14 protein-coding genes are annotated in these 19,523 nt (G+C 73.5%); 5 read left to right on the forward strand and 9 right to left on the reverse strand.

Features of this window, described 5'->3' with window-relative positions; translation table 11 throughout:
• Positions 1 to 73: 73 nt before the first annotated feature.
• Positions 74 to 553, forward strand: coding sequence for a hypothetical protein (locus WME95_RS28415; RefSeq protein ID WP_437902483.1), 480 nt, complete (start codon positions 74 to 76; stop codon positions 551 to 553).
• Between the two features lie 7 nt (positions 554 to 560).
• The gene (locus WME95_RS28420) at positions 561 to 1,046 is read left to right on the forward strand and encodes a DUF421 domain-containing protein (RefSeq protein WP_437902484.1); all 486 of its coding nucleotides are present in this window, start codon (positions 561 to 563) and stop codon (positions 1,044 to 1,046) included.
• A gap of 7 nt (positions 1,047 to 1,053) precedes the next feature.
• On the opposite strand, the gene WME95_RS28425 is transcribed toward WME95_RS28420, so the two are convergent.
• The 5 genes from WME95_RS28425 to WME95_RS28445 all read right to left on the reverse strand — a co-directional run bounded on the left by WME95_RS28425 (position 1,054) and on the right by WME95_RS28445 (position 8,725).
• Positions 1,054 to 2,541 (reverse strand): DUF2330 domain-containing protein, encoded by a 1,488-nt coding sequence (locus tag WME95_RS28425; protein WP_437902485.1) that lies wholly within the window; start codon positions 2,539 to 2,541, stop codon positions 1,054 to 1,056.
• 158 nt (positions 2,542 to 2,699) lie between these two features.
• Positions 2,700 to 4,151, reverse strand: coding sequence for a methylenetetrahydrofolate--tRNA-(uracil(54)-C(5))-methyltransferase (FADH(2)-oxidizing) TrmFO (gene trmFO, locus WME95_RS28430; RefSeq protein ID WP_437902486.1), 1,452 nt, complete (start codon positions 4,149 to 4,151; stop codon positions 2,700 to 2,702).
• A gap of 34 nt (positions 4,152 to 4,185) precedes the next feature.
• Positions 4,186 to 6,780 (reverse strand): type I DNA topoisomerase, encoded by a 2,595-nt coding sequence (gene topA, locus WME95_RS28435; RefSeq protein WP_437902487.1) that lies wholly within the window; start codon positions 6,778 to 6,780, stop codon positions 4,186 to 4,188.
• Positions 6,781 to 6,907: 127 nt separating this feature from the next.
• Entirely contained in the window at positions 6,908 to 7,879 is a 972-nt protein-coding gene (locus WME95_RS28440; RefSeq protein ID WP_437902488.1) for a DNA-processing protein DprA, read from the reverse strand.
• A gap of 96 nt (positions 7,880 to 7,975) precedes the next feature.
• Positions 7,976 to 8,725, reverse strand: coding sequence for a hypothetical protein (locus tag WME95_RS28445; protein WP_437902489.1), 750 nt, complete (start codon positions 8,723 to 8,725; stop codon positions 7,976 to 7,978).
• Between the two features lie 79 nt (positions 8,726 to 8,804).
• Here WME95_RS28445 and WME95_RS28450 point away from each other — a divergent pair, with 79 nt between their 5' ends.
• Together WME95_RS28450 and WME95_RS28455 are read left to right on the forward strand one after the other, a co-directional pair.
• Entirely contained in the window at positions 8,805 to 9,809 is a 1,005-nt protein-coding gene (locus tag WME95_RS28450; protein WP_437902490.1) for a hypothetical protein, read from the forward strand.
• Complete coding sequence (locus WME95_RS28455) at positions 9,806 to 10,600, forward strand: glycerophosphodiester phosphodiesterase (RefSeq protein ID WP_437902491.1); 795 nt, start codon at positions 9,806 to 9,808, stop codon at positions 10,598 to 10,600. The genes WME95_RS28450 and WME95_RS28455 overlap by 4 nt, the downstream gene beginning before the upstream one ends.
• A 30-nt stretch (positions 10,601 to 10,630) precedes the next feature.
• Here the strand turns inward: WME95_RS28455 and WME95_RS28460 are convergent, their stop codons facing one another.
• From WME95_RS28460 to WME95_RS28470, 3 genes are all read right to left on the reverse strand, one after another.
• On the reverse strand, positions 10,631 to 12,121 hold the full coding sequence (locus WME95_RS28460) for a serine/threonine-protein kinase (RefSeq protein WP_437902493.1): 1,491 nt from the start codon (positions 12,119 to 12,121) through the stop codon (positions 10,631 to 10,633).
• Between the two features lie 161 nt (positions 12,122 to 12,282).
• Complete coding sequence (locus WME95_RS28465; RefSeq protein ID WP_437541669.1) at positions 12,283 to 13,170, reverse strand: LolA family protein; 888 nt, start codon at positions 13,168 to 13,170, stop codon at positions 12,283 to 12,285.
• Between the two features lie 199 nt (positions 13,171 to 13,369).
• A complete protein-coding gene (locus tag WME95_RS28470; protein ID WP_437902494.1) occupies positions 13,370 to 15,286 on the reverse strand; it encodes an HTH domain-containing protein in 1,917 nt (638 codons plus the stop codon).
• A gap of 874 nt (positions 15,287 to 16,160) precedes the next feature.
• Between WME95_RS28470 and WME95_RS28475 the strand changes: the two genes are divergently transcribed.
• On the forward strand, positions 16,161 to 16,553 hold the full coding sequence (locus WME95_RS28475) for a hypothetical protein (protein WP_437541673.1): 393 nt from the start codon (positions 16,161 to 16,163) through the stop codon (positions 16,551 to 16,553).
• A gap of 33 nt (positions 16,554 to 16,586) precedes the next feature.
• Here WME95_RS28475 and alaS read toward each other — a convergent pair whose 3' ends face one another.
• Entirely contained in the window at positions 16,587 to 19,343 is a 2,757-nt protein-coding gene (gene alaS / locus WME95_RS28480) for an alanine--tRNA ligase (protein ID WP_437902495.1), read from the reverse strand.
• Positions 19,344 to 19,523 lie beyond the last annotated feature (180 nt).

The raw sequence follows: 19,523 nt of genomic DNA on the forward strand, positions 1-19,523 counted from the left end.
CGCCACCCGCGAGCTCTCCGCTCCTCGGCCCGCCCGGACGCGCACCAGGTCGCGCCGGGCGCCGTCCGAACCCGTGCCCACACCGCCGTCCGCGCCGCCCCTGCGGCGCCGGCTCGCCCTGGATCCCCTGCACGCGATCGGCGCGCTCGCGCTCGCCTGCGTGGCCGCGAGCGCCTTGTTCATGCACGCGCTGCAGACGCGCGAGGCGACGGCGCAGGGGCTCACCCTCCGCGTCGCCTACCCCGAGCGGATGCGCTTCCGCGACATGGAGCGGGTCACGCTCGACGTGGAGAACACGGCGGGCGAGCCCTGCCGGGCGGCCGCGCTCACGATCGACGAGGCTTACCTGGACAGCTTCGAGGAGCACCACACCACGCCTGCAGAGGCGGCGTTCGGGCGCTTCGCGCTGGGCGACCTCGCGCCCGGCGAGCGCCGCCGGATCGACATCGAGCTCCGCGGCGAGCGCAGCTGGCTCGCCTCGGGCAACGCGACCCTGTCGTGCGGCGGGGAGCGCGGCGTCCACGTGCCGCTCCGCACGTTCATCTTCCCCTGAGATCACCATGGAGACCGTCGCCCGCGTCGCCGTTGTTTATGTGTTCCTCGCCGCCGCGTTCCGCGTGCTCGGCAAGCGCGAGCTCAGCTCGATGTCGCCGTTCGAGCTCGTCACCCTCATGCTGATCCCCGAGATCGTCTCGCAGGCCCTCGTCCGCGAGGCGTCGCTCGCGAACGCGCTCGCGGGCGTGTCCACCGTCCTCGTGCTCGTGTTCCTGACGTCCGTCCTGACGCACCTCTTCCCGAAGGCGTCCGAGGTCATCGACGGCTCGCCCACGGTGCTGGTCGCGAAGGGCCGTATCCTGGAGGAGGCGTGCAATCGCGAGCGGATCCAGCCGGAGGAGATCCTGTCCGAGATGCACAAGAGCGGGCTGGAGCGCCTCTCCCAGGTGCGATGGGCCATCCTGGAGGCGGACGGCGCCCTCACCATCGTCCCGGAGCAGGGCCACGCCCTGCCCGTCGCCCGGGCCAGCACGCGGGACGAAGGCGTCTGAGCGCCGGTCAGGCCGGGCGGGAGGCGAGGCGGCGCGCGCCGCGTCGGGCGATCGCCGCCGCGAGGGCGAGGGCGCCGAGCGTCATGCCCACGAGCGTGCCCTGCCCGCGGGTCCGCGAGGGGCGGTCGCCGTCGAGGACCGGGATCGCCGCGCCGCAGAGCACGTCGGCGTGGACGCTGACGCGGGCGCGCAGCCAGTTGTCGACCCGCTCCTGCGGCGCGGGGCTCAGGACGAGGTCCGTGTCGAGCGCGGCGCGCGGCAGGTTCGCCTCGAGACGCGTCAGCCAGACGTCCTTCGGGTGCAGGCCGACCATCGCGATCGCGAGGTCGTCGAGCGCCCCGCACGCGAGCTCGCGCGCGTCGATCTGGTCGGCGGCGACCTCCCCGCAGCTCGGATGGGACAGCGGGACGCCGGCCGGGCACGGGTTCGCCACGGCGCGGCTCTCGGTCGCGATCTCGGCGAAGCGCACGGCGCACGCGGAGTCCTGGACCTCGCCGGTCTCGCCGTTGGCGAGCCCCTGCTGGGCGAACGCGGCGGCGATCGTGTCGACCGGGGTGGTCGAGCCGCTCGTCGTGTAGCGCACGCCGAACGGCGCCGCGGGGCTCGACACGGGCGAGAACAGCGAGCCCTGCTGCGCGTAGGGGGTGAGGAACGCGCGGCCGCCGTCGGCCGCCGCGATCGCCTTCTCGCGGAGCACGCCGTAGTTCGACTCCTGCGAGGCGAAGTCCCACGCGAGGAGGTCGATGGGGACGGCCGCGGCCGCGAACCCCTCGGGGGCGAGCCGCGCCTCGCTGATGGTGAAGAGGGTGATCGCGACGTTCGCGCCCGTCCCGGCGGCGACCATCCGGAGCGGGAGCGCGGGGTTCGCCCCCGGCGTGACGACCCGCACCGGCGTCATCTCCTTCACGTCCTTGCCCGGCTCGAGCCTGATGGCGATGAAGTCGAAGCCCTCGTCGACATAGGCGTCGAGGATCGGCTGCGTCGACGCATCGACGTTGAAGCCGTTCTCGTCGAACCACGCGTTCAGCGCGCCGGGCGTATCGGTGGCGAGCGTCACGGTGGTGTACGGGCCGACGGTGCCGCGGTGGAGCACGGTGACGTCATCGCCGCCGAACGCCTCCCCCGCCGAGTCCGCGGAGCCGAGGGCCGCGCCGCAGCCCCCGCCGCTGCGGGCGCAGGTGGAGCTCGGCGCGGTGATGCGCACCGACGTGGCCGCGTCGAGCGTCTCGAACCACGCGTCCGAGCCGACCTCGAGGAACGCCCCGCGCTTCACCGGGAGCACCCACCCGAACGCGCTGGGATCGCCGGAGTACTGGATCTGATCCCAGAGCACCGACTGGACGGGCGACACGGAGAGCACCATGCGGTGCGCGTTGACGACCGTCGTCTCGGTGGGCGGGGCGAAGCACCCGCCGCAGGCGAGCGCCTCGCGCGGCGACAGGAGCGTCGCGGAAGGAACGGCGAGCGCAAGGAGCGCGAACAAGCGAAGTTTCATCGGCTACCTCCATGGGCGCGGGTCCGCGCGGGCGGGCTCTCGGGAGCGCGCGGGCGGCGCGCGGCGCACCACCGCCAGGCTATCCAAGCCGGCGCGCTGCGGGCAGCCAGCGCACGATTGGCGCGCCGCGCGCCATGCGGGAGCGCGGCGAGCCGCCGTCAGCCCGCGGCCCACCACGCGTCGAGGTCGCGGAGGGCGCGCTCGGCCATCACCTCGTAGCGGGCGCGCTTGCGCAGCTTGCCGTGCGCTGGATCGAGCGGCGCGATGTGCGCCCAGGTGATGTTGGACGGCTGGTACGTGGGCTGCTTCCGGCCGAGGTGCGTGAGGATGCCGCCGAGCGCCGTCGTGGGCGGCGGCGGCCGGAGCGGCTCGTTCCGCAGCTGCTGCGCGAGGAGGATCGCGCACACGAACCCCGCCGCAGCGCTCTCCACGTAGCCCTCGACGCCCGCGATCTGGCCGGCCAGGTGCACGCCCGGCAGCGCGCGGAGCTCCATCGCGGGGCCGAGGAGCGCCGGAGCGTCGACGAAGGTGTTGCGGTGCACGGAGCCCGTGCGGAGGAACTCGGCCTCCTCGAGGCCGGGCACCATCCGGAACACCCGCAGCTGCTCGGCGTACTTCATGCGCGTCTGGAAGCCGACCAGGTTGTACGCCGTCGCCGCCTCGTCCTCCGGGCGCAGCTGGAGCACCGCGTAGGGGCGCCGGCCGGTGCGCGGATCGGTGAGCCCCACCGGCTTCATCGGCCCGAACGCGAGCGTCTGCTCGCCGCGCGCCGCCATCACCTCGCAGGGCAGGCACCCCTCGAAGTAACGCACCTCCTCGAAGGCGCGGGCCTCCACCTTCTCCGACGCGACGAGGGCCTGGACGAACGCCTTGTACTGCGCCTCGTCGAAGGGGCAGTTCACGTACGCCTCGTCGCCGGCCTCGGCGTCGTCGCGGCGCTCGGCCGCGTCCTCCGGCGGCGCGGTTTGCTCCCGCTGCGCGGCCCGGTCCGGCTGCGCGGTTGGCTCCCGCTGCGCGGCCCGGTCGCCGCGGACCGCGCCCCCCTTGCCGTAGCGCGACTGCTTCCACACGCGCGACCAGTCGATCGAGTCGGCGCTGACGATCGGCGCGATCGCGTCGTAGTAGGCGAGGTGCTCGGCACCGACGGCCGCGGCGAGGCTCGCCGCGAGGGCGTCGGAGGTGAGCGGCCCCGTCGCGAGGATCACGGGCCGCTCGGCGGGGATCTCGGTCACCTCCCGGTGCTCGACGGTGATCCGGGGGTGGGCCTCGATCGCCCGCGTCATCGCCTCGGCGAACCGCTCGCGGTCGACCGCCAGCGCGCCACCGGCCGGCACCGAGGTCTCGTCGGCGCACCGCAAGGCGAGCGAGCCCACGCGCCGGAGCTCCTCCTTGAGGAGCCCCACCGCGTTGCTCAGCGCGGCGCCGCGCAGCGAGTTCGAGCACACGAGCTCGGCCATCCGATCGCTCGTCTGCGCGGGCGTACGCTTGTGAGGCTTCATCTCGACGAGGCGCACGCGCAGCCCGCGCTGCGCGAGCTGGTACGCCGCCTCGCAACCGGCCAGGCCGCCTCCGACGACGACGACGTCGTGCGGGCTCTCCGCTCCGTTCATACAGCTCACCAGGGTGGGGGGTCTCGCGGGCTTCTTAGCTCGCCGTGCGGCGGGCGCGCACGGCCCGCGCGGGCTTTTCGGCGGCCCCCGGGGCCGCGCCAGCGCCGTGCGGCGCGGCCTCGGGCCGGCCGGCTGGCGTGGGCTCCGCCGGCGCGGGCCGGGCGGCCGGCGCCGGGGCGGCGCTCGCGACGGCCGCCGCGGCGTCCGGGGTGGCGGCGCCGTCGGCGGCGCCGTCCTCCCCTTCCCCCTCGACGATCTCCTGCTTGAAGCCGCAGTCCTTCGTCGCGCAGACGAGCATCGCCTTCTTGCCGCCGGTGCGGGTGACGAACTTCGCGCCGCACTGCGGGCACGGGACCGGCACCGGCTTCTGCCAGAGCTTGAACTCGCACTTCTGCTCGGCGTTCCAGTTGGAGCAGCCGTAGAAGGTGCGCCCGCCCTTCTTGCGCGGCCGGATCTCGATGAGATCGCCGCCGCAGCTCGGGCACGCGACGCCGAGCGGAACCGGGCGCGTGTTCTTGCAGGCCGGGTACCCCGTGCACGACAGGAAGTCGCCGAAGCGGCCCGTCTTGATGATCATCGGCTTCCCGCACTTGTCGCACGAGATGTCGGTCTCGCGGACGGCGGCGGTCCCCCGCGCGTCGGACAGGTCGCGCGTCGCCTTGCACTTCGGGTAGCGCTCGCAGCTCAAGAACCAGCCGTTCTTGCCCCACTTCTTGAGCATCATCGACCCGCACTCGTCGCAGACGATGTCGGTCTTCTCTGCCTCGGGCTTCCACGGCGCGAGCTTCTTCGACTTGTCGAGCTGCTCCCTGAACTTCTTGTAGAAGGTCTTGAGCAGCTGCTCGCGCTTCAGGCTGCCGGCGCCGACGGCGTCGAGCTCCTCCTCCATCTGCGCCGTGAAGTTCGGGTCCATGATGTCGAGGTTCGACCGGACGAGGCCGTCGACCACGAACTTCCCGAGGAGCGTCGGCTGGAACGCGCCGCCGTCCCGCTTCTCGACGTACGCGCGCTGCTGCACCTTGCTGATGATCTCGGCGTACGTCGACGGGCGGCCGATGCCGCGCTTCTCCAGCTCGCGCACGAGCGAGCCCTCGTTGTAGCGGGGCGGCGGCTGCGTGAACTTCTGGTCGGTGATGACGCCCGGGGGCGACACGGCGAGCGCCTCGCCCTCCTTCATGTCGGGCAGGAGCGCCTCCGAATCCTCCTCGGCCGACGGCCCCGGCGCCGCGCGCTCCGCCTCGGCGGCGGCCGCCTCGGGCGCCGGCGCGGCGGCGCCGCCCTCCGCGGCTGCGCCTGCGCTCTCCTCCTCGCCGGCGAACTCCTGCTGGCCTTCCGTCACCTGCAGCCAGCCGGCGAACTTGAGGATCCGCCCGGTCGCCCGGGCGAGGTAGCTCCGGTACGCGGGCGCCGCGACCGTCGGCGCGACGTCGATCTCGACCGTCGTGCGGTCGTACACCGCCGGCGTCATCTGCGAGGCGACGAAGCGGTTCCAGATGAGCTTGTACAGCTTGTACTGCTCGTCCTTGAGGTGCTTCTTGATCGAGTCCGGGTGGATCTCGACGCTCGTCGGTCGGATCGCCTCGTGCGCGTCCTGCGCGTTCTTCTTCGACTTGTAGACGTTCGGGCGCTCGGGGACGAACTCCTTGCCGTACCGCTTCGCGACCACGCCGCGCACCTCTGCGATCGCGTCGTCGCTGACGCGCGTCGAGTCGGTACGCATGTACGTGATGAGGCCGACCGGGCCGCCGTCGCGCTTGAGGTCGATGCCCTCGTAGAGCGCCTGGGCGATCTGCATCGTCCGCTTGGCGCCGAAGTGCAGGTAGTTCGTCGCGTCCTGCTGGAGCTTCGAGGTGGTGTACGGCGCGGGCGGGTTGCGCTTCTGCTCGCGCCGCACGACCTTCGCCACCTTGTAGCGGGCGGTCTCGAGATCGGCGCGCACCTTCCCGGCGACCTCGCCGTTCGTCACCTCGAGCTTCTTGCCGTCGGCGGAGGCGAGCTTCGCGACGAACGGGGCGCGCTGCGGCGGGCTCGCCGCGCCGAGGCCGACCGCGATGTTCCAGTACTCCTCCGGGACGAACGCCTCGACCTCGCGCTCGCGGTCCACGATGAGCCGCAGCGCGACCGACTGCACCCGCCCCGCCGAGAGGCCGAACGCGAGCTTCGACCACACGAGCGCCGAGACGTCGTAGCCGACGATTCGGTCGAGCACGCGCCGCGCCCGCTGCGCGTCGTACAGGTTCTCGTCGAGCTTGCGGGGGTTGTGGACGCCGTGGTCGACCCCCTTCTTCGTGATCTCGTGGAACTCGACCCGCGCCACCTTCAGCTTCGGGTTCTTGATCTCCTCCGAGATGTGGAACGCGATCGCCTCCCCTTCGCGATCGGGGTCGGTCGCCAGGAGCACCTCGTCCGCCTTCTTCGCGGCGGACTTCAGCTCCTCCAGGACCTTCTCCTTGCCCTCGATGACCTCGTAGGTCTCGGCAAAATCGTTCTGCACGTCGACGGCGTTCTGCTTCTTGGGCAGGTCTTTGACGTGCCCCTTCGAGGCGAACACCTCGTACCCGTTGCCGAGATATTTCTTGATGGTCTTCGCCTTCGCCGGCGACTCCACGATGACGAGCGTCTTGGCCATCACCACCTTCTGAGCAACGAGATCGGGCTTGTGAGGATTGAAGGGCGCCCTTCGGTGCGAGGGAGGCCCCCCCGCGAGGAGGCGGCCACCCGAAACCGCACTGGGCAGGGTGAGCCGGCGCGCCCCTTCAACGAAGAGCCCGCCGAAACAACCCGGCGGGCCCCTCTACTACTACGGCCTGGAGCGTCAACGTCAAGAGTGCCTCCACGGCGCGTCTGGGCGGAAGCCCCGTCCTCTCGCAGACCTCATCCACGTGCGCCGGCCGGGCGTCCAGGGCGTCGAGGACCGCGCGTTCGGCCGCGCTCATCGACGGAGGTGGCCCATTTTCCTCGGGCAAAACGCCCGTCCGCGCCCCGAAGGCGGCCTCCGGGAGCGGGAGCGTGCCCCCGCCGGCCGGCCTGTTGCGCTCCGAGCGCCGCGCCCGCCGGCGGGGCGGCGGCGCCTGCCCCCCGAGGACGTCGATGACGTCGGCCGCGCGCGTGATGGGGCGCGCGCCGGAGACGAGCTCCAGCGCGCAGCCCACACCGCGCGGGCTCCACGGGGCGTGGGGGACGACGCAGAGGTGGCGGCCGAGGCGGCGGGCCGCCGCGGCGGCGGAGCGGGCGCCGCTCTCGACCCCCGCCTCGACCACGACGGTCGCGAGCGTGAGCGCGGCGAGGACCGCGTTGCGCTGGAGGAACAGCGCCGGCAGCGGCGGCGTGTCGTCGGGGACGCGCGCGAGCAGCGCGCCGCCCGCGGCGAGGACGCGCGCGAACAGCGCCGCGTGCTCGCGCGGGTACGGGTGCGCGTGGCCTCCGCCGCCGACGACGACCGTCGGCGCGCGCGCGTCGAGCGCGCCCTCGTGCGCGGCCGCGTCGACGCCGCGCGCCCCGCCCGACCAGATCGAGAAGCCCGCCTCGCCGAGCGCCGCGGCGAGCGCGCGGGTGAACCGGAGGGCCTCGTCGCTCGCGGCGCGCGTCCCGACGATCGCGACGCCCGGGCACGCCGGGAGCGCGCCGCGGAGATAGAGCGTCGGCGGCGCGGCCTCGGTCTCCGTAACGAGGGCCCAGAGCTGCGCGGGGTAGGAGGGATCTGCGGGCTGGATCTCGATCGACGCCATACGCGGCGTGTCGACCGACGCCCGGGACGAGTTGCGCGAAATGAGGACCGCAGCACGAGGAGCGCGCGGCCGCCCGCGCCCGGCGCGGTCGCCGCGCTATCGGGGCGGCACGCGAGGCGCGGCGCTCGGCGGCGCCGTGTCAGGCGGGGTCGCGCCGGGCGGCGCGGCGCCGGGCGCCGGGGCCGGGCGCGCGCCCCGGAAGCCCTGGACGAGCACGACGCCCGCGCCGCGCCGCACCTGCGCGTGGAGCTCCACGGCGAGCGGCGCGGCGCCGGGCGCCGGGAGGCACGCTCCCCGGCCGCCGATCACCGCGACCGGCCCGCGGTCCGCGTCCTGGGCGACGATCTCGAGCGCGGGCGGCGCGCCCTTCGTGACGAAGAGATCGACCTCGATCACGCCGAGCCCGCCCTGCGCGATGAACACCGCGCACTCGTCGACACCGCGCGGGACGCGCACGGGGATCGCGGCGCTCTCCCCCTCCGCGATCGCGAGCGACACGACGTCGCCGAGGGGCGCCATGCCCCTCGCCTCACCGCGCGCGGTGTTGGCGAGCGCGAGCGCCGTCACGCGCGGCACCGGCGCGCTCGCCGCGGGCCGCTGCTCTGCCGCGCGGCTCAGGAACAGGCGCGACGCCTCCGGGTCCAGCTCGGGCGCGTCGCGCGGAGGCGGCGGGTTCCGCGGCACGTCGGGCGGGGGCGAGGAGGCCGGCGGAGGCGGCGGGCTGGGGCGCAGGACCTCGGCGCGGCCTCCGCCGCACGCCGACACGGCGAGCGCGAGCGACGTAGCGAGCAGGCGGCGCGCCGGCCCGAACGGATGCAGTTCGACGAGAGCGAGAGCGCGCCGCACCGCGCGGAGCCTACCAGAACCGCCGCGCCGCGCTCGGCCTGCGAGCGGCCGGCCGTGGGTCGTGCTACCCACTCGCCCGATGAAACCCAGGGACATCGTCGTCGCGACGCATGGTCACTGCTTCGACGGCATGGCGAGCGCGGCGCTGTTCACCCGCCTGATGCAGGCGCTCCGCCCCGGCGAGCCGCTCGCGCTGCGGTACCGCTCCTGCGGGTACGGCCCGGGCATGACGATGATCCCGCCTTCGTGGCTCGACGGCGACGAGAACGCGATCCTCGACTTCCGCTACACGCCGACGAAGAAGCTGACGTGGTACTTCGACCACCACGTCACCGGGTTCGGCTCGGACGAGGAGCGCGACGCGGCGCTCGCCGGCGCGTCGCGCGCGAAGGTCGCGGGCGACGCGCCTCAGGTCTTCTACGACGCCGCCTACGGTTCGTGCACGAAGCTCATCGCGGACGTCGCGCGCGATCACTTCGGCGTCGAGATGTCCGGCGCCGATGAGCTCATCCGGTGGGCCGACCTCATCGACACCGCGCGCTTCCCCTCGGCCGAGGCCGCCGTGAGCCGGGAGGAGCCGATCATGCAGCTCGCCTCCGTGGTGGAGCACCACGGGGACGGGCCGTTCCTCGCCTCCGTGGTGCCCCGGCTCGTCGAGCGGCCCGTGAGCGAGGTGGCGCGCGAGGCGGACATCCAGGATCTCTGGCGTCCCCTCTCCGTCTCGCGCCAGACGTTCGTCACGCGCATCGAGCGCGGCGCGCGGAAGCTCGGCCGCGTGGTGCTCGTCGACCTCTCCGACGCGCCGCTCGAGGCGGTCGGCAAGTTCATGACGTACGCGATGTACCCGGACTGCGTGTACTCGGTCACGCTCTCCCGGCAGAAGCAGCACTACAAGCTCTCGGTCGGCTACAACCCGTGGTGCGGCGTCCCCCGCGATCGCGACATCGCCCCCATCTGCCGGCGCTACGAGGGGGGCGGGCACCCGGCGGTCGGCGCGGCGTCCTTCCCGCTCTCCGCGCTCGAGCGCGCGCGCGAGGCGGCCCGCGCCGTCGCCGAGGAGCTCGACGGGGAGCCCGCGCGGTGACCTGGGCCGAGCAGCGCTTCCGCAGGAGCGCGCGCGAGACCGGACGGGCAGCGTCATCGCGCGCGGCGGCGACACGCGCGCCGCTCCTCTTCGGGCACCGGGGCGTGCGCGGCGAGGGCGCCCCCGCGGAGAACACCCTCGCCGCCTTCGAGGAAGCCGCGGCGCAGGGGGCCGACGGGATCGAGCTCGACGTGCGGGTGTGCGGCTCGGGCGAGCTCGTGGCGCTGCACGACCCGGACCTCGCGCGGGTGACCGAGGGCGCGGACCCGCGCGCCGCCGCGGCGCTCCCCTGGGACGAGCTCCGGCGGGTCGACCTCCGCGGCGACCGGGTGCCGCTCCTGTCCGAGGTGCTCGCGTTCGCGCGCGGCCGGCGGCTCGCCGTCAACATCGAGATGAAGCGGGACGTGCCCGATCGCACCGCCGTCGTGCTCGCGACCGCGCGGCTCGTGCGCGCCTGGGATCCGCGCCACGCCTTGCTCGTCTCGTCGTTCGATCCGGTCATGATCGCCTCCCTCGGCGCCCTGGTGCCGGCCGTCCCGCGCGCGCTCCTCGTGCACCGGAGCCGCTACCACGACGCGGCCGTGCGCCTCGCGCCGGCGCTCGGTGCGCTCGCCGCGCACATCGAGCGGACGATCGCGTCCCCCGAGCGCATCGCGCTCCTGAAGCGGCAGGGCCGCGTGATCAACGTGTGGACCGTGAACGACCCACGGGAAGCGCAGGACCTCGCGGCGCTCGGCGTCGACGGGCTCATCACGGACGCGCCGCGCCGCATCCGCGACGCGCTCGCGTAGCCGGCTTCGTCGGACCGGCGCGACCGCACGCTACCTTCGCTGCCAGGGATCGATGATCTCGCGCGACCGGCGCGGGCTCCGGCGCGGGGCCGACGGAGACGGCGGGGCCTTTCGCTCGGCGGACACCGCCGGCTCGGCCGTGGCCGCGAGCAGCGCGGCGTCCGCGGCGGGCACGTCCTCGGCCAGGGGCAAGCGTGCCATCACAGGGGTCGATGCGCGGACCACCTGCAGGGTCGGCGCAGCCGAGCTCACGCTCTCGGGCTCGATCGGCGCGGCCACGTGGTAGGGCGCGGCGCCCTCCTCGCCGACGGGCCGTAGCGCCGTGACCGCGACCGTCGCGCTGATCGCGGACAGCGCGCCGCACGCCACGAGCCAGCGGAGCGTCGCGCTCGCGTGAGGCCTTCGGTCCACGCGCACCTCGCCGGCCGCTGCCGCGGTCAGCGTGCCGGGCCGGGACGGATCGGCCAGCGAGGCGAGCGTGTCCTGCCGCGGGCGCGGGCCCTGGTCCCCGGGTCGGGAGAGCGGGGCGAGCTCCCCCGAGCCCTCCAAGTCGCCGGTGCCGCCCGGAGACAGCCCGAGCAGCGTCCCCGTGCGCGACGTCACAGGCGCCGGCCGCAACGTCACGGGCGCCGGCGCCGGCGCCGAGGGCACGGGCAGCGGGATGCCCGGATCGCCCATCGCGACGACGAAGGCGTGCACCATCTCCTGCGCCGACTGGAACCGCTGGGCTCTGTCGCGCGAGAGGGCGCGCAGGAAGAAGACGTCGAGATCGGCCGGCACGTCGGGCGCGAGGTGCGTCGCGAGCGGGATCGGCTCGCAGAGGATGCGCGACAGGACCGCGCCGAGCACGTCGCCCTCGAACGGGAGCTTGCCCGTGACCGCGCGGAAGAGGATCACCCCGAGCGACCACAGGTCGCTCCGCGCGTCGAGGTTCCTGTCGCCGCGCGCCTGCTCCGGGCTCATGTAGAACGGCGAGCCCAGGAGCTCGCCGGTCCTCGTGGTCTCGTCGGTGAGGAGCTTGCCGGTGAGCTGCTTGGCGATGCCGAAGTCGAGGATCTTGACGATCTCCTCGTCCTCGTCGACGCGCGAGAGGAACAGGTTGCCAGGCTTGAGATCGCGGTGGACGAGCCCGGACTCGTGCGCGCGGCGCAGCGCCTTGCCGGTCTGGATCGCGATGCGCGCCGCCTCGGCGAGGGAGAGGCGGCGGACGCGCCTCAGGCGACGGCTGAGATCCTCGCCCCGGAGCAGCTCCATGACGAGGTACGGGACAGCCCCCCAGATCCCGTAGTCCTGCACGCTCACGACGTGCGGGCTACCGAGGTTCGCCGCGGTCCGCGCCTCGCGGTAGAAGCGCGCGCGGAACTCCGGCGAGGCCGCGTGCTCCGGATCCATGAACTTGATCGCCGCCGGCGCCCCCAGCTGGAGGTGCCGGGCCAGCCACACCGAGCCCATCCCGCCCCGCGAGAGCGGCCCCTCCAGGCGGTATTTGTCGCCGACGATCGTTCCCGGCTCAGCGTCCATCGCCGACTCCTCCCGCCACGGCGAGGTGGATTGCGTCTGTCTAGACGTTCGAGCGAGCGGCGTCCACGCCATCAGGCGAGCGCTGCCGTATGCCGGCGGGCGCCAGCCACGATGGCCATTGTCCTTTCAGGAGCCGCCTGAGCGCGCCTGCTCAGAGCACCTTAGTCCTGGCAGTCGACATGACGGCGGACGACGCCGCCCGGGACCGGCTGCGTGAACGCCCCCGAGATGAGGGGCGGATTCCACTTCGCCTCCTTGTACTGAAAGATCACGTCGTCCTCGGTGTTGGGCACCCGCATGCGGATCGAGCGGGGGATCTCGGCCAGGCAGGCGCCGCCGCTCGGCGGGATCGGATCGTCGATCCCCTCCGGATCGACGCGCGGCGGCGCGGTGCGGATGGCCTCGTGATGGCTCAGCTCCACGTGATAGAGGTCTGTCCCGCGCTGGGCGACACGGACCTCGCGGACGCGCAGGCGCTGCTGGCTCCACGGCGCGAGAAAGTCGCGGGGGTGCGGCTCGAGGTGGATCTCCTCCACGGCGTCGCGGGAGCCCTGGATCAGCACACGGTAGAACCCGTCGCCGTCCCAGGCGATCGAGGCGCCGCGCGGCTCGTGAGCGAGCACCGGCGCCTCGCCGCGGAGCAGCGAGACGAGGGCGTGCCCGGGGATGGGCACCCGGGTGAGCCGCGCCAGGTTGCACGCGCTCGCGGGCCCGTGCAGGAGCTGCTTCTCCCCGACATCGAGCATCTGGAACTGGGTGCCATTCGACGTGAGCGTGAAGAGCGTCGCGCCGAACGGGCTCACCACGTCGAAGCGCACCCGATCCGGATTGACCGCGAGGATGTACATGTCCCCGCGGAGCCGCCCCTGGCGCGAGAAATGGTCGACCTTGGCGGTGCCCTGGACGCCGTTCACGCAGGCATAGGAGGCCTTCATCCGGTCGAGCGCCGCGTCGGCGGTCGGGAACCGGGACGCGGGCGGATCCACGGAGGCACAGCCGGTCACGAGCACGGCGAGGGACGCGGCCCAGGCGATCGCGCGATGGCGCATGGGCGCGGACGCTGGCAAGGATCGCCGAGCCCGTCAACCGCGGAAGCGGCGCCGAGCCCGTACACCGCCGGAGCGGCGCGAGCGGCGCGGCCGTGGAGGAGGGTTGTCGAGGGAGGGCCGAGGGCCCAGGAGACGGCGGCGGGAGAGCCGCGCGTCCGGCCCGGAGCGAGCCCCCGGCCGGACGCGCGCGCGAGCGGGATCAGGACGCCCGGAGCGCCTCGAGCAGATCGACGTCGGGGATCGCGACCGGGAGGCGGGCGCGGAGGACGGCGACGTCGTTGTCCTCGCAGAGGCGGGCCACCGCGAGCCCATCGAAGAGGGAGATGGGCGCGGTCCCCACGATCGCGGCCTCTTCGCGCGCGCCGGAGAGCATCTGACCGGCGGTCAGGATCCAGCCGGCGGTCGCGGGGCCGTAGTGGTGGAGCGAGCCGCGCAGCTCGGTGACCCGCTCGCGGCCGACCTCGCGGCCGTCCCGCCGGATGACCAGCGCGATCTTGATCTCGTCACCCGCCGTGCGGAGCGCGCCGGAGAAGTGGCTCTCGCCGCCCGGCGCCCCGGCGCGGCGCACCGCGCGCAGCTGGCCGATGCCGATGCGCTCGAGGGCGAGGACGCAGATCTCGACGAAGGCATGGCCCGGGAGCTCGGAGAGCTTGCGCACGAAGGCGCGCCGCGCGGCGTCGCGGTAGCGCTCCACCGCGGCGAGCGCCTCCTGCTCCAGCCGCGCCAGGTCGCCCGGCAGCAGCCAGTCCGTCAGCGCGATCCTGCCGCCGGCGAAGCGGAAGCGGGGCCGCTGCCCCGCGGCGGTGCGGCGCGCGTTGTCGGCGCGCACGGCGGCCGCGACCTGGGACTGCACGAGCTGCACGTCGCCGGCGAGGCGGCCGCGGCGCTGCGCCGTCTCGGCGATCTGCCGGAGCGAGACCGCGCCCGCGTTCCGATCGAAGGTCGAGAGGATGCCGGCGACCGCATCGGCGAGATCACGGCCGGCGAGGTCGTCGAGCGCGTGCCCTTCGCCGCCCGTGAGCTCGATGACCTGCGGACCGCGGTAGACGGGCTCGGCGCCGAAGCTGTCGGGGCGGTCCGCTCGATCGATGCGCTCGGCCCGGTCGGTGCGCTCGACCCGGTCGGTGCGCTCGCCCCGGTCGGTGCGCTCGACCCGGTCGGTGCGCTCGCCCCGGTCGGGACGATCGAAGCGCTCGGTCCGGTCGGAGCGCGGCGGCTCGCGGCCGTTCTCGCGCCGCGCCTCGAACACCGGCGTCGCGACGTAGGAAGGCAGCCCACCGGTGCTCGGGTTGGCCTCCGCGGTCCCGCGGCCACGGCGGCGACGGCGGCGGCGGCGACGGCCCTCGCCCTGCTCGCCCGACGAGCCGGGCGTCGCGCGGTCGTCGCCGCCGAGGATCGGCTGATCGTCGTCGTCCTCTTCGTCGAAGAGCTCCGCGGCGCCGGCGACGGCCTCGGCCCGCATCGCCTCGTCCGGGCCCGGCGGCTCCGCGTCGTCGAGCTCGCCCTCTTCCTCGTCGATGTACGTGCTCGCGGCGCGCGGGGACGACGGCGTCGGCGGCGGCACGGGCTCGCGCGCTGCCGCGATCTCCACGCCGTTCAGCCCGGCCGCGCTCGTCGCGCCGGCCGCGACCTTCTCGTCGTCCTCGTCCTCATCGTCGATCGCAGGCGCCGCCTGCGCCGCCGCGTCCACGGCTCCGCCCTCGACCTCGACCGCGCCGCTCTCCGCCTCGAGCTCCGCGGGAGCGCCAAGATCGCTCTCCTCCACCGCGTCGTCGTCGGCGCCCGCGTCGAACAGGGTCGGCTGCTCCTCGTCCTTGCGCGCCTTGGCCGCCTCGGGCTTTCCGCCGCGCTTCGCCTTCTTGCCGTCGAGCCCGGACTTGATGGTCTTCTCGTCCCACTCGCGCAGCGCGAACACGCCCGGCTTCACGCGCACCAGAGGGTTGTCCGCCGTGTCCTTCTTCAACGTCGCCGCCAGGCGGGCGCCCATCGTCACCTCTGGGCTCTTTCCAACGTGGCTAAGGAGGTTCTTCTCGATCGCGATATCGGTAATCTCTTTATAGTGAAGCGGTCTACCGATGAGGCGAAGCACCTCGGCGGCTGCATCCGTGAACGTCATCTTTGTTCGCCCTTCGGGCGCGCCGCCCGGCGGGCGCCCTCGTCGTCCCCATCGCGGCCGCCCCGTCCAAAGTGGCTGACGAAGCGCGCGGGATACCCCACCGCAGCCGGGAAACGCACATTCGCTCCCACTCGACCACGACGCGCGGAACGGCCTGCTCGTAGCACGCTCGGAAACGGCGGTCAACGGGACGCGCGATCCGGCTCAGGAGAAGCCGCTGACCGACCTCTAGGGCACGGAACCTGGGGGCGGGCGGCGCGATGCCCGGATCGACCGGGCGCCGCGCCGAGGCGAGCGCGCGGCGGCCGGAAGCGGCAGGCTGGATGAACGATGAACGCTCGGCGCGCAGTCAACCAACGGCGCGCGCGGGCCCCTGGACGAGCATCGATGTGGCTCGTGAGCGGATGTCGGCCAGTCCGGAGCACGGGAGAAGACCGATGGAGAAGCGGAGTTGATGCGTCGATCTGTTGAGGTGTCGAGTGCGTCGAGATGTCCGGGAGTCCAGGAGTCGAAGGCTCTCCCTCGACTCAACCCATCGCCGCACGACGGCACCACCACCGCGCGGCCGAGGAGCGCTATGCGATGATGGAGGAAGCGATTGACCGGAGCGCGCCGGACGGACCGGGCCTCACCGTACATGACCACGCGTAATCGTGCGTAACCGTGCGCAATCATGCGTAACCGCGCGTAATCATGCACAACGACAGGTAACCGCGTGTAACCGGGCGCGGACGGGCGCTCCCGGACGGCGCGCCGCGATCGTCAGGCGGTCGTCACGGCCGCGGCTCGCCCGGCCAGCGGTGGCGCGGCGCGGCGCGGGCAACAGCGCTTTTGCGCTTTGCCATCTGCCGGACAGGAGGGTTACGCTGGGTGGGTGGAGCTTTCGCGGTTGCTCGACGAGCTCACCCTGGCGGCGGACAAGGTCGGCATCGCCGTCAGGATGGAAGCGTTCGATCCGCACCTGTCGGACGCGCGCAATCCGCGGGGCGGGCTCTGCACGGTGCTCGGCCGGCGGATCATCCTGGTCGACGCCAACGCGTCGCTGCCGGATCGCATCGCCACGGTCGCGGCCGCGCTCGCGCGCGTCGATCTGGAGTCCGTGTTCCTGCCGCCGATCGTTCGCGCGACCATCGGCGCTCACGCCCGCGGCGCGCGGCCCCGGGTGGCCGCGCCGGGCGAGCCAGCGCGGCTGCCGGCACGCCCCGCGCGGGGCGGGAAAGCCCCGAAGCTGCTCCCGCTCGCCCGCACCAAGTGGCGTGACGCCTGAACGACTGTCCCGGCAGGGCGCAGGCAGCGCGCGCTACGACGCGAGCGCCCGCTCGACCTCGGCGTAGAGCGCCGCGATCGCCGCGTCGAGCTGCGCCACGTCGGTCCCGCCGGCCTGCGCCATGTCCGGGCGGCCGCCGCCGGAGCCGCCCACGATGCGGGCGATCGGCTTGATGAGCTCGCCGGCCTTGAGCCGCTCGGTGGCCGCCTTCGAGAGCATCACGGCGAGCTGCGCCTTGTCGCCCACGGCCGCGCCGAGCAGCACCGCCGAACGATCGCCGAGCTTGTCGCGCAGCTTCTCCGCGAGATCGCGCAGAGCGCCCGGGTTGGTGCCGTCCGGCACCCGGCGCGCGAGCACCTTGATCCCGCCGATGTCCCGGGCGCCGTCCAGCATCGCGTCGATGCCGCCACCGCCGCCGCCGCCCTGCGCGGGGCCCGCCCCCTCCAGGATCCGGCGCTCGAGCTCGGCGACCTTCTTCTCGAGCTCCCGCTCGTGCGCCACGATCTTCCCGATCTTCTCGGCGAGATCGCCGCCCTGCGCCTTCGCGACCTGGCGCGCCCGGGCGAGCTCGGCCTCGACGCCCCGCGCGTACGCGAGCGCGTTCAGGCCGGTCGAAGCGAGGATCCGCCGCACCCCCGCGGCCACGCCGCCCTCGCTCGTGATCTTGAACAGCCCGATGTCCCCCAGCGCGCACGCGTGCGTGCCGCCGCAGAGCTCCACCACCTCCGGCGTCATCGTGAGCATCCGCACCGTGTCGCCGTACTTCTCCTCGAAGATCGCCATCGCGCCCCGCCGCCGCGCCTCGTCCATCTGCAGGATCTCGGTCGTCACCTTCGCGTTCGTCAGGACCTTCTCGTTCACCAGATCCTCGATCCGCGAGATCTCCTCGCGGGTGAGGGGCCGGTTATGCGTGAAGTCGAAGCGGAGGACGTCCGGGCCGACCCGCGAGCCCTTCTGCTGCGCGTGCTCGCCGAGCACCTTGCGCAGCGCCCAGTGCAGGACGTGCGTGGCCGAGTGGTTGCGCCGCGTCGCCGACCGCGCCGCGTGGTCCACCGCCAGGTGGACGCGCTGCCCCACGGCGAGCGCCCCCTCGCTGACCACGCCCTCGTGCACGACCAGCCCGGCGAGCGGCTTCTGCGTGTCCTTCACCTCGACGCGCGCCCCGTCCGCCGTCGCCTCGCCGACGTCGCCGACCTGGCCGCCCGACTCGGCGTAGAACGGCGTCTCGCGCACGACGATCTCGACCGTCGCCCCCGCCTCAGCGCGCTCGACCAGCGCACGGACCTTGCGCGCCCGGTCGCCTTCGCCCTGGACCTCGACCCGGACGATCGCGACGATCTCGCTGTCGCCCTCCTCGTGCTCGTAGCCCGTGAACACCACCGGCTGCGCGAGCTTGGCGCGGGCCTCGCGGTGCGCGGGGTCCACCGCGGCGGTCGGATCGATCGGGCCGTCCGCCTCGCCGGCGCCCTTGATGATCGCCTCGGCCCCCTGGACGTCGACGTCGAAGTTCGACTCGGCGGAGATGACCTGGGTCAGATCGAGCGGGAAGCCGTAGGTGGTGTAGAGATCGGCCGCGGCGGCGGCCGGGAGCGTCCGCTCGCCGGACGAGCGCATCTCGTCGAAGCGCTCGTCGAGGATCTTCATCCCGCGCTTCAGCGTGGAGCGGAAGCGGACCTCCTCGTCCTCGGTGACGCGGGCGATGAGCTCTCGCCGGTCGCGGAGCTCCGGGTACGTCTCGCCCATCCGGCGGACCACCTCGAGCGCGACCTCATGCAGGAACGGCCGCTCGATCCCGAGCCGGTGCCCGTGGCGGATCGCGCGGCGCATCACCCGGCGGAGCACGTACTCGCGCCGCTGCTTCTCGGGCATCACCCCCTCGGCCATCAGGAACGCGGCAGTCCGCGCGTGATCCGCGATGACCCGCATCGACACGTCGTCGTCGGCGCTGCCCCCCGTGTACGGCTTGCCGCTGAGCTCGGCGGCCTTGTCGACGAGCCCGCGGAGCAGGTCCGTGTCGTAGTTCGACGTCACGCCCTGGAGCACGCTCGCGAGCCGCTCCAGGCCCATGCCGGTGTCGATGCTCGGCGCCGGCAGGGGCACGAGCGGGCCGTCCTTCTCGGCGCGCTCGTACTGCATGAACACGTTGTTCCAGATCTCGGTCCAGCCGGTGCCATCGATGCGCGGCTCCTCGCCGAAGCGCGCGACGTCGGGCTCCTTCCCGTGGAAGAAGTGGATCTCCGAGCAGGGGCCGCACGGGCCGACGTCACCCATCGTCCAGAAGTTGTCGGCCAGGCCGAGCCGGAGGATCCGGTCGTCGCCGAAGCCCGTGACCTTGCGCCAGATCGCCGCGGCCTCGTCGTCGGCCGGGAAGCCCCCCTCGCCGTTGTAGATGGTGACAACGAGCCGCGACGGCGAGATATCGTAGACCTTCGTCAGGAGCTCCCAGGCGAAGGCGATCGCGTCTTCCTTGAAGTAGTCGCCAAAGCTGAAATTGCCGAGCATCTCGAAGAACGTCTGGTGGCGCGCGGTGACGCCGACGTTCTCGAGATCGTTGTGCTTGCCGCTGATCCGGATGCACTTCTGGCTCGAGGCGGCGCGCTGGTACGGGCGCCTGTCCTTGCCCGTGAAGACGTCCTTGAACTGCACCATGCCCGCGTTCACGAACATCAGCGTCGGATCGTTCTGGGGCACGAGCGGCGCGCTCGGGACGATCTCGTGCCCGCGCTGGGCGAAGAACTCGAGGAATGTGCGGCGGAGCAGGTCGGAGCTGGCAGGCGTTGCGATGGACATAGGAGGACGCGCGGTCTAGCACGACCGGAGAGCGGCTTCCGCCTGCTCGACGCGCGCCCGCGGCGCCCGCCGCGGAAGACGCGCGCGCCGGGCCGGTTTGCGCCGGGCCGGTGTCCGGTCCCGCTCGCGCCGGGCCGGTGCGCGAGCCGGCGCGCGCCGGCCCACGCCGGCGAGGCCGGA

The sequence above is a fragment of the Sorangium sp. So ce327 genome (assembly GCF_051530205.1).
Taxonomy (GTDB): Bacteria; Myxococcota_A; Polyangia; order Polyangiales; family Polyangiaceae; genus Sorangium; species Sorangium cellulosum_B.

Coding starts and splice junctions, on each gene's coding strand:
- WME95_RS28420 (WP_437902484.1), top strand. CDS start 561: ATGGAGACCGTCGCCCGCGTCGCCGTTGTTTATGTGTTCCTCGCCGCC.
- WME95_RS28425 (WP_437902485.1), bottom strand. CDS start 2,541: ATGAAACTTCGCTTGTTCGCGCTCCTTGCGCTCGCCGTTCCTTCCGCG.
- trmFO (WP_437902486.1), bottom strand. CDS start 4,151: ATGAACGGAGCGGAGAGCCCGCACGACGTCGTCGTCGTCGGAGGCGGC.
- topA (WP_437902487.1), bottom strand. CDS start 6,780: ATGGCCAAGACGCTCGTCATCGTGGAGTCGCCGGCGAAGGCGAAGACC.
- WME95_RS28440 (WP_437902488.1), bottom strand. CDS start 7,879: ATGGCGTCGATCGAGATCCAGCCCGCAGATCCCTCCTACCCCGCGCAG.
- WME95_RS28450 (WP_437902490.1), top strand. CDS start 8,805: ATGAAACCCAGGGACATCGTCGTCGCGACGCATGGTCACTGCTTCGAC.
- WME95_RS28460 (WP_437902493.1), bottom strand. CDS start 12,121: ATGGACGCTGAGCCGGGAACGATCGTCGGCGACAAATACCGCCTGGAG.
- WME95_RS28465 (WP_437541669.1), bottom strand. CDS start 13,170: ATGCGCCATCGCGCGATCGCCTGGGCCGCGTCCCTCGCCGTGCTCGTG.
- WME95_RS28470 (WP_437902494.1), bottom strand. CDS start 15,286: ATGACGTTCACGGATGCAGCCGCCGAGGTGCTTCGCCTCATCGGTAGA.
- alaS (WP_437902495.1), bottom strand. CDS start 19,343: ATGTCCATCGCAACGCCTGCCAGCTCCGACCTGCTCCGCCGCACATTC.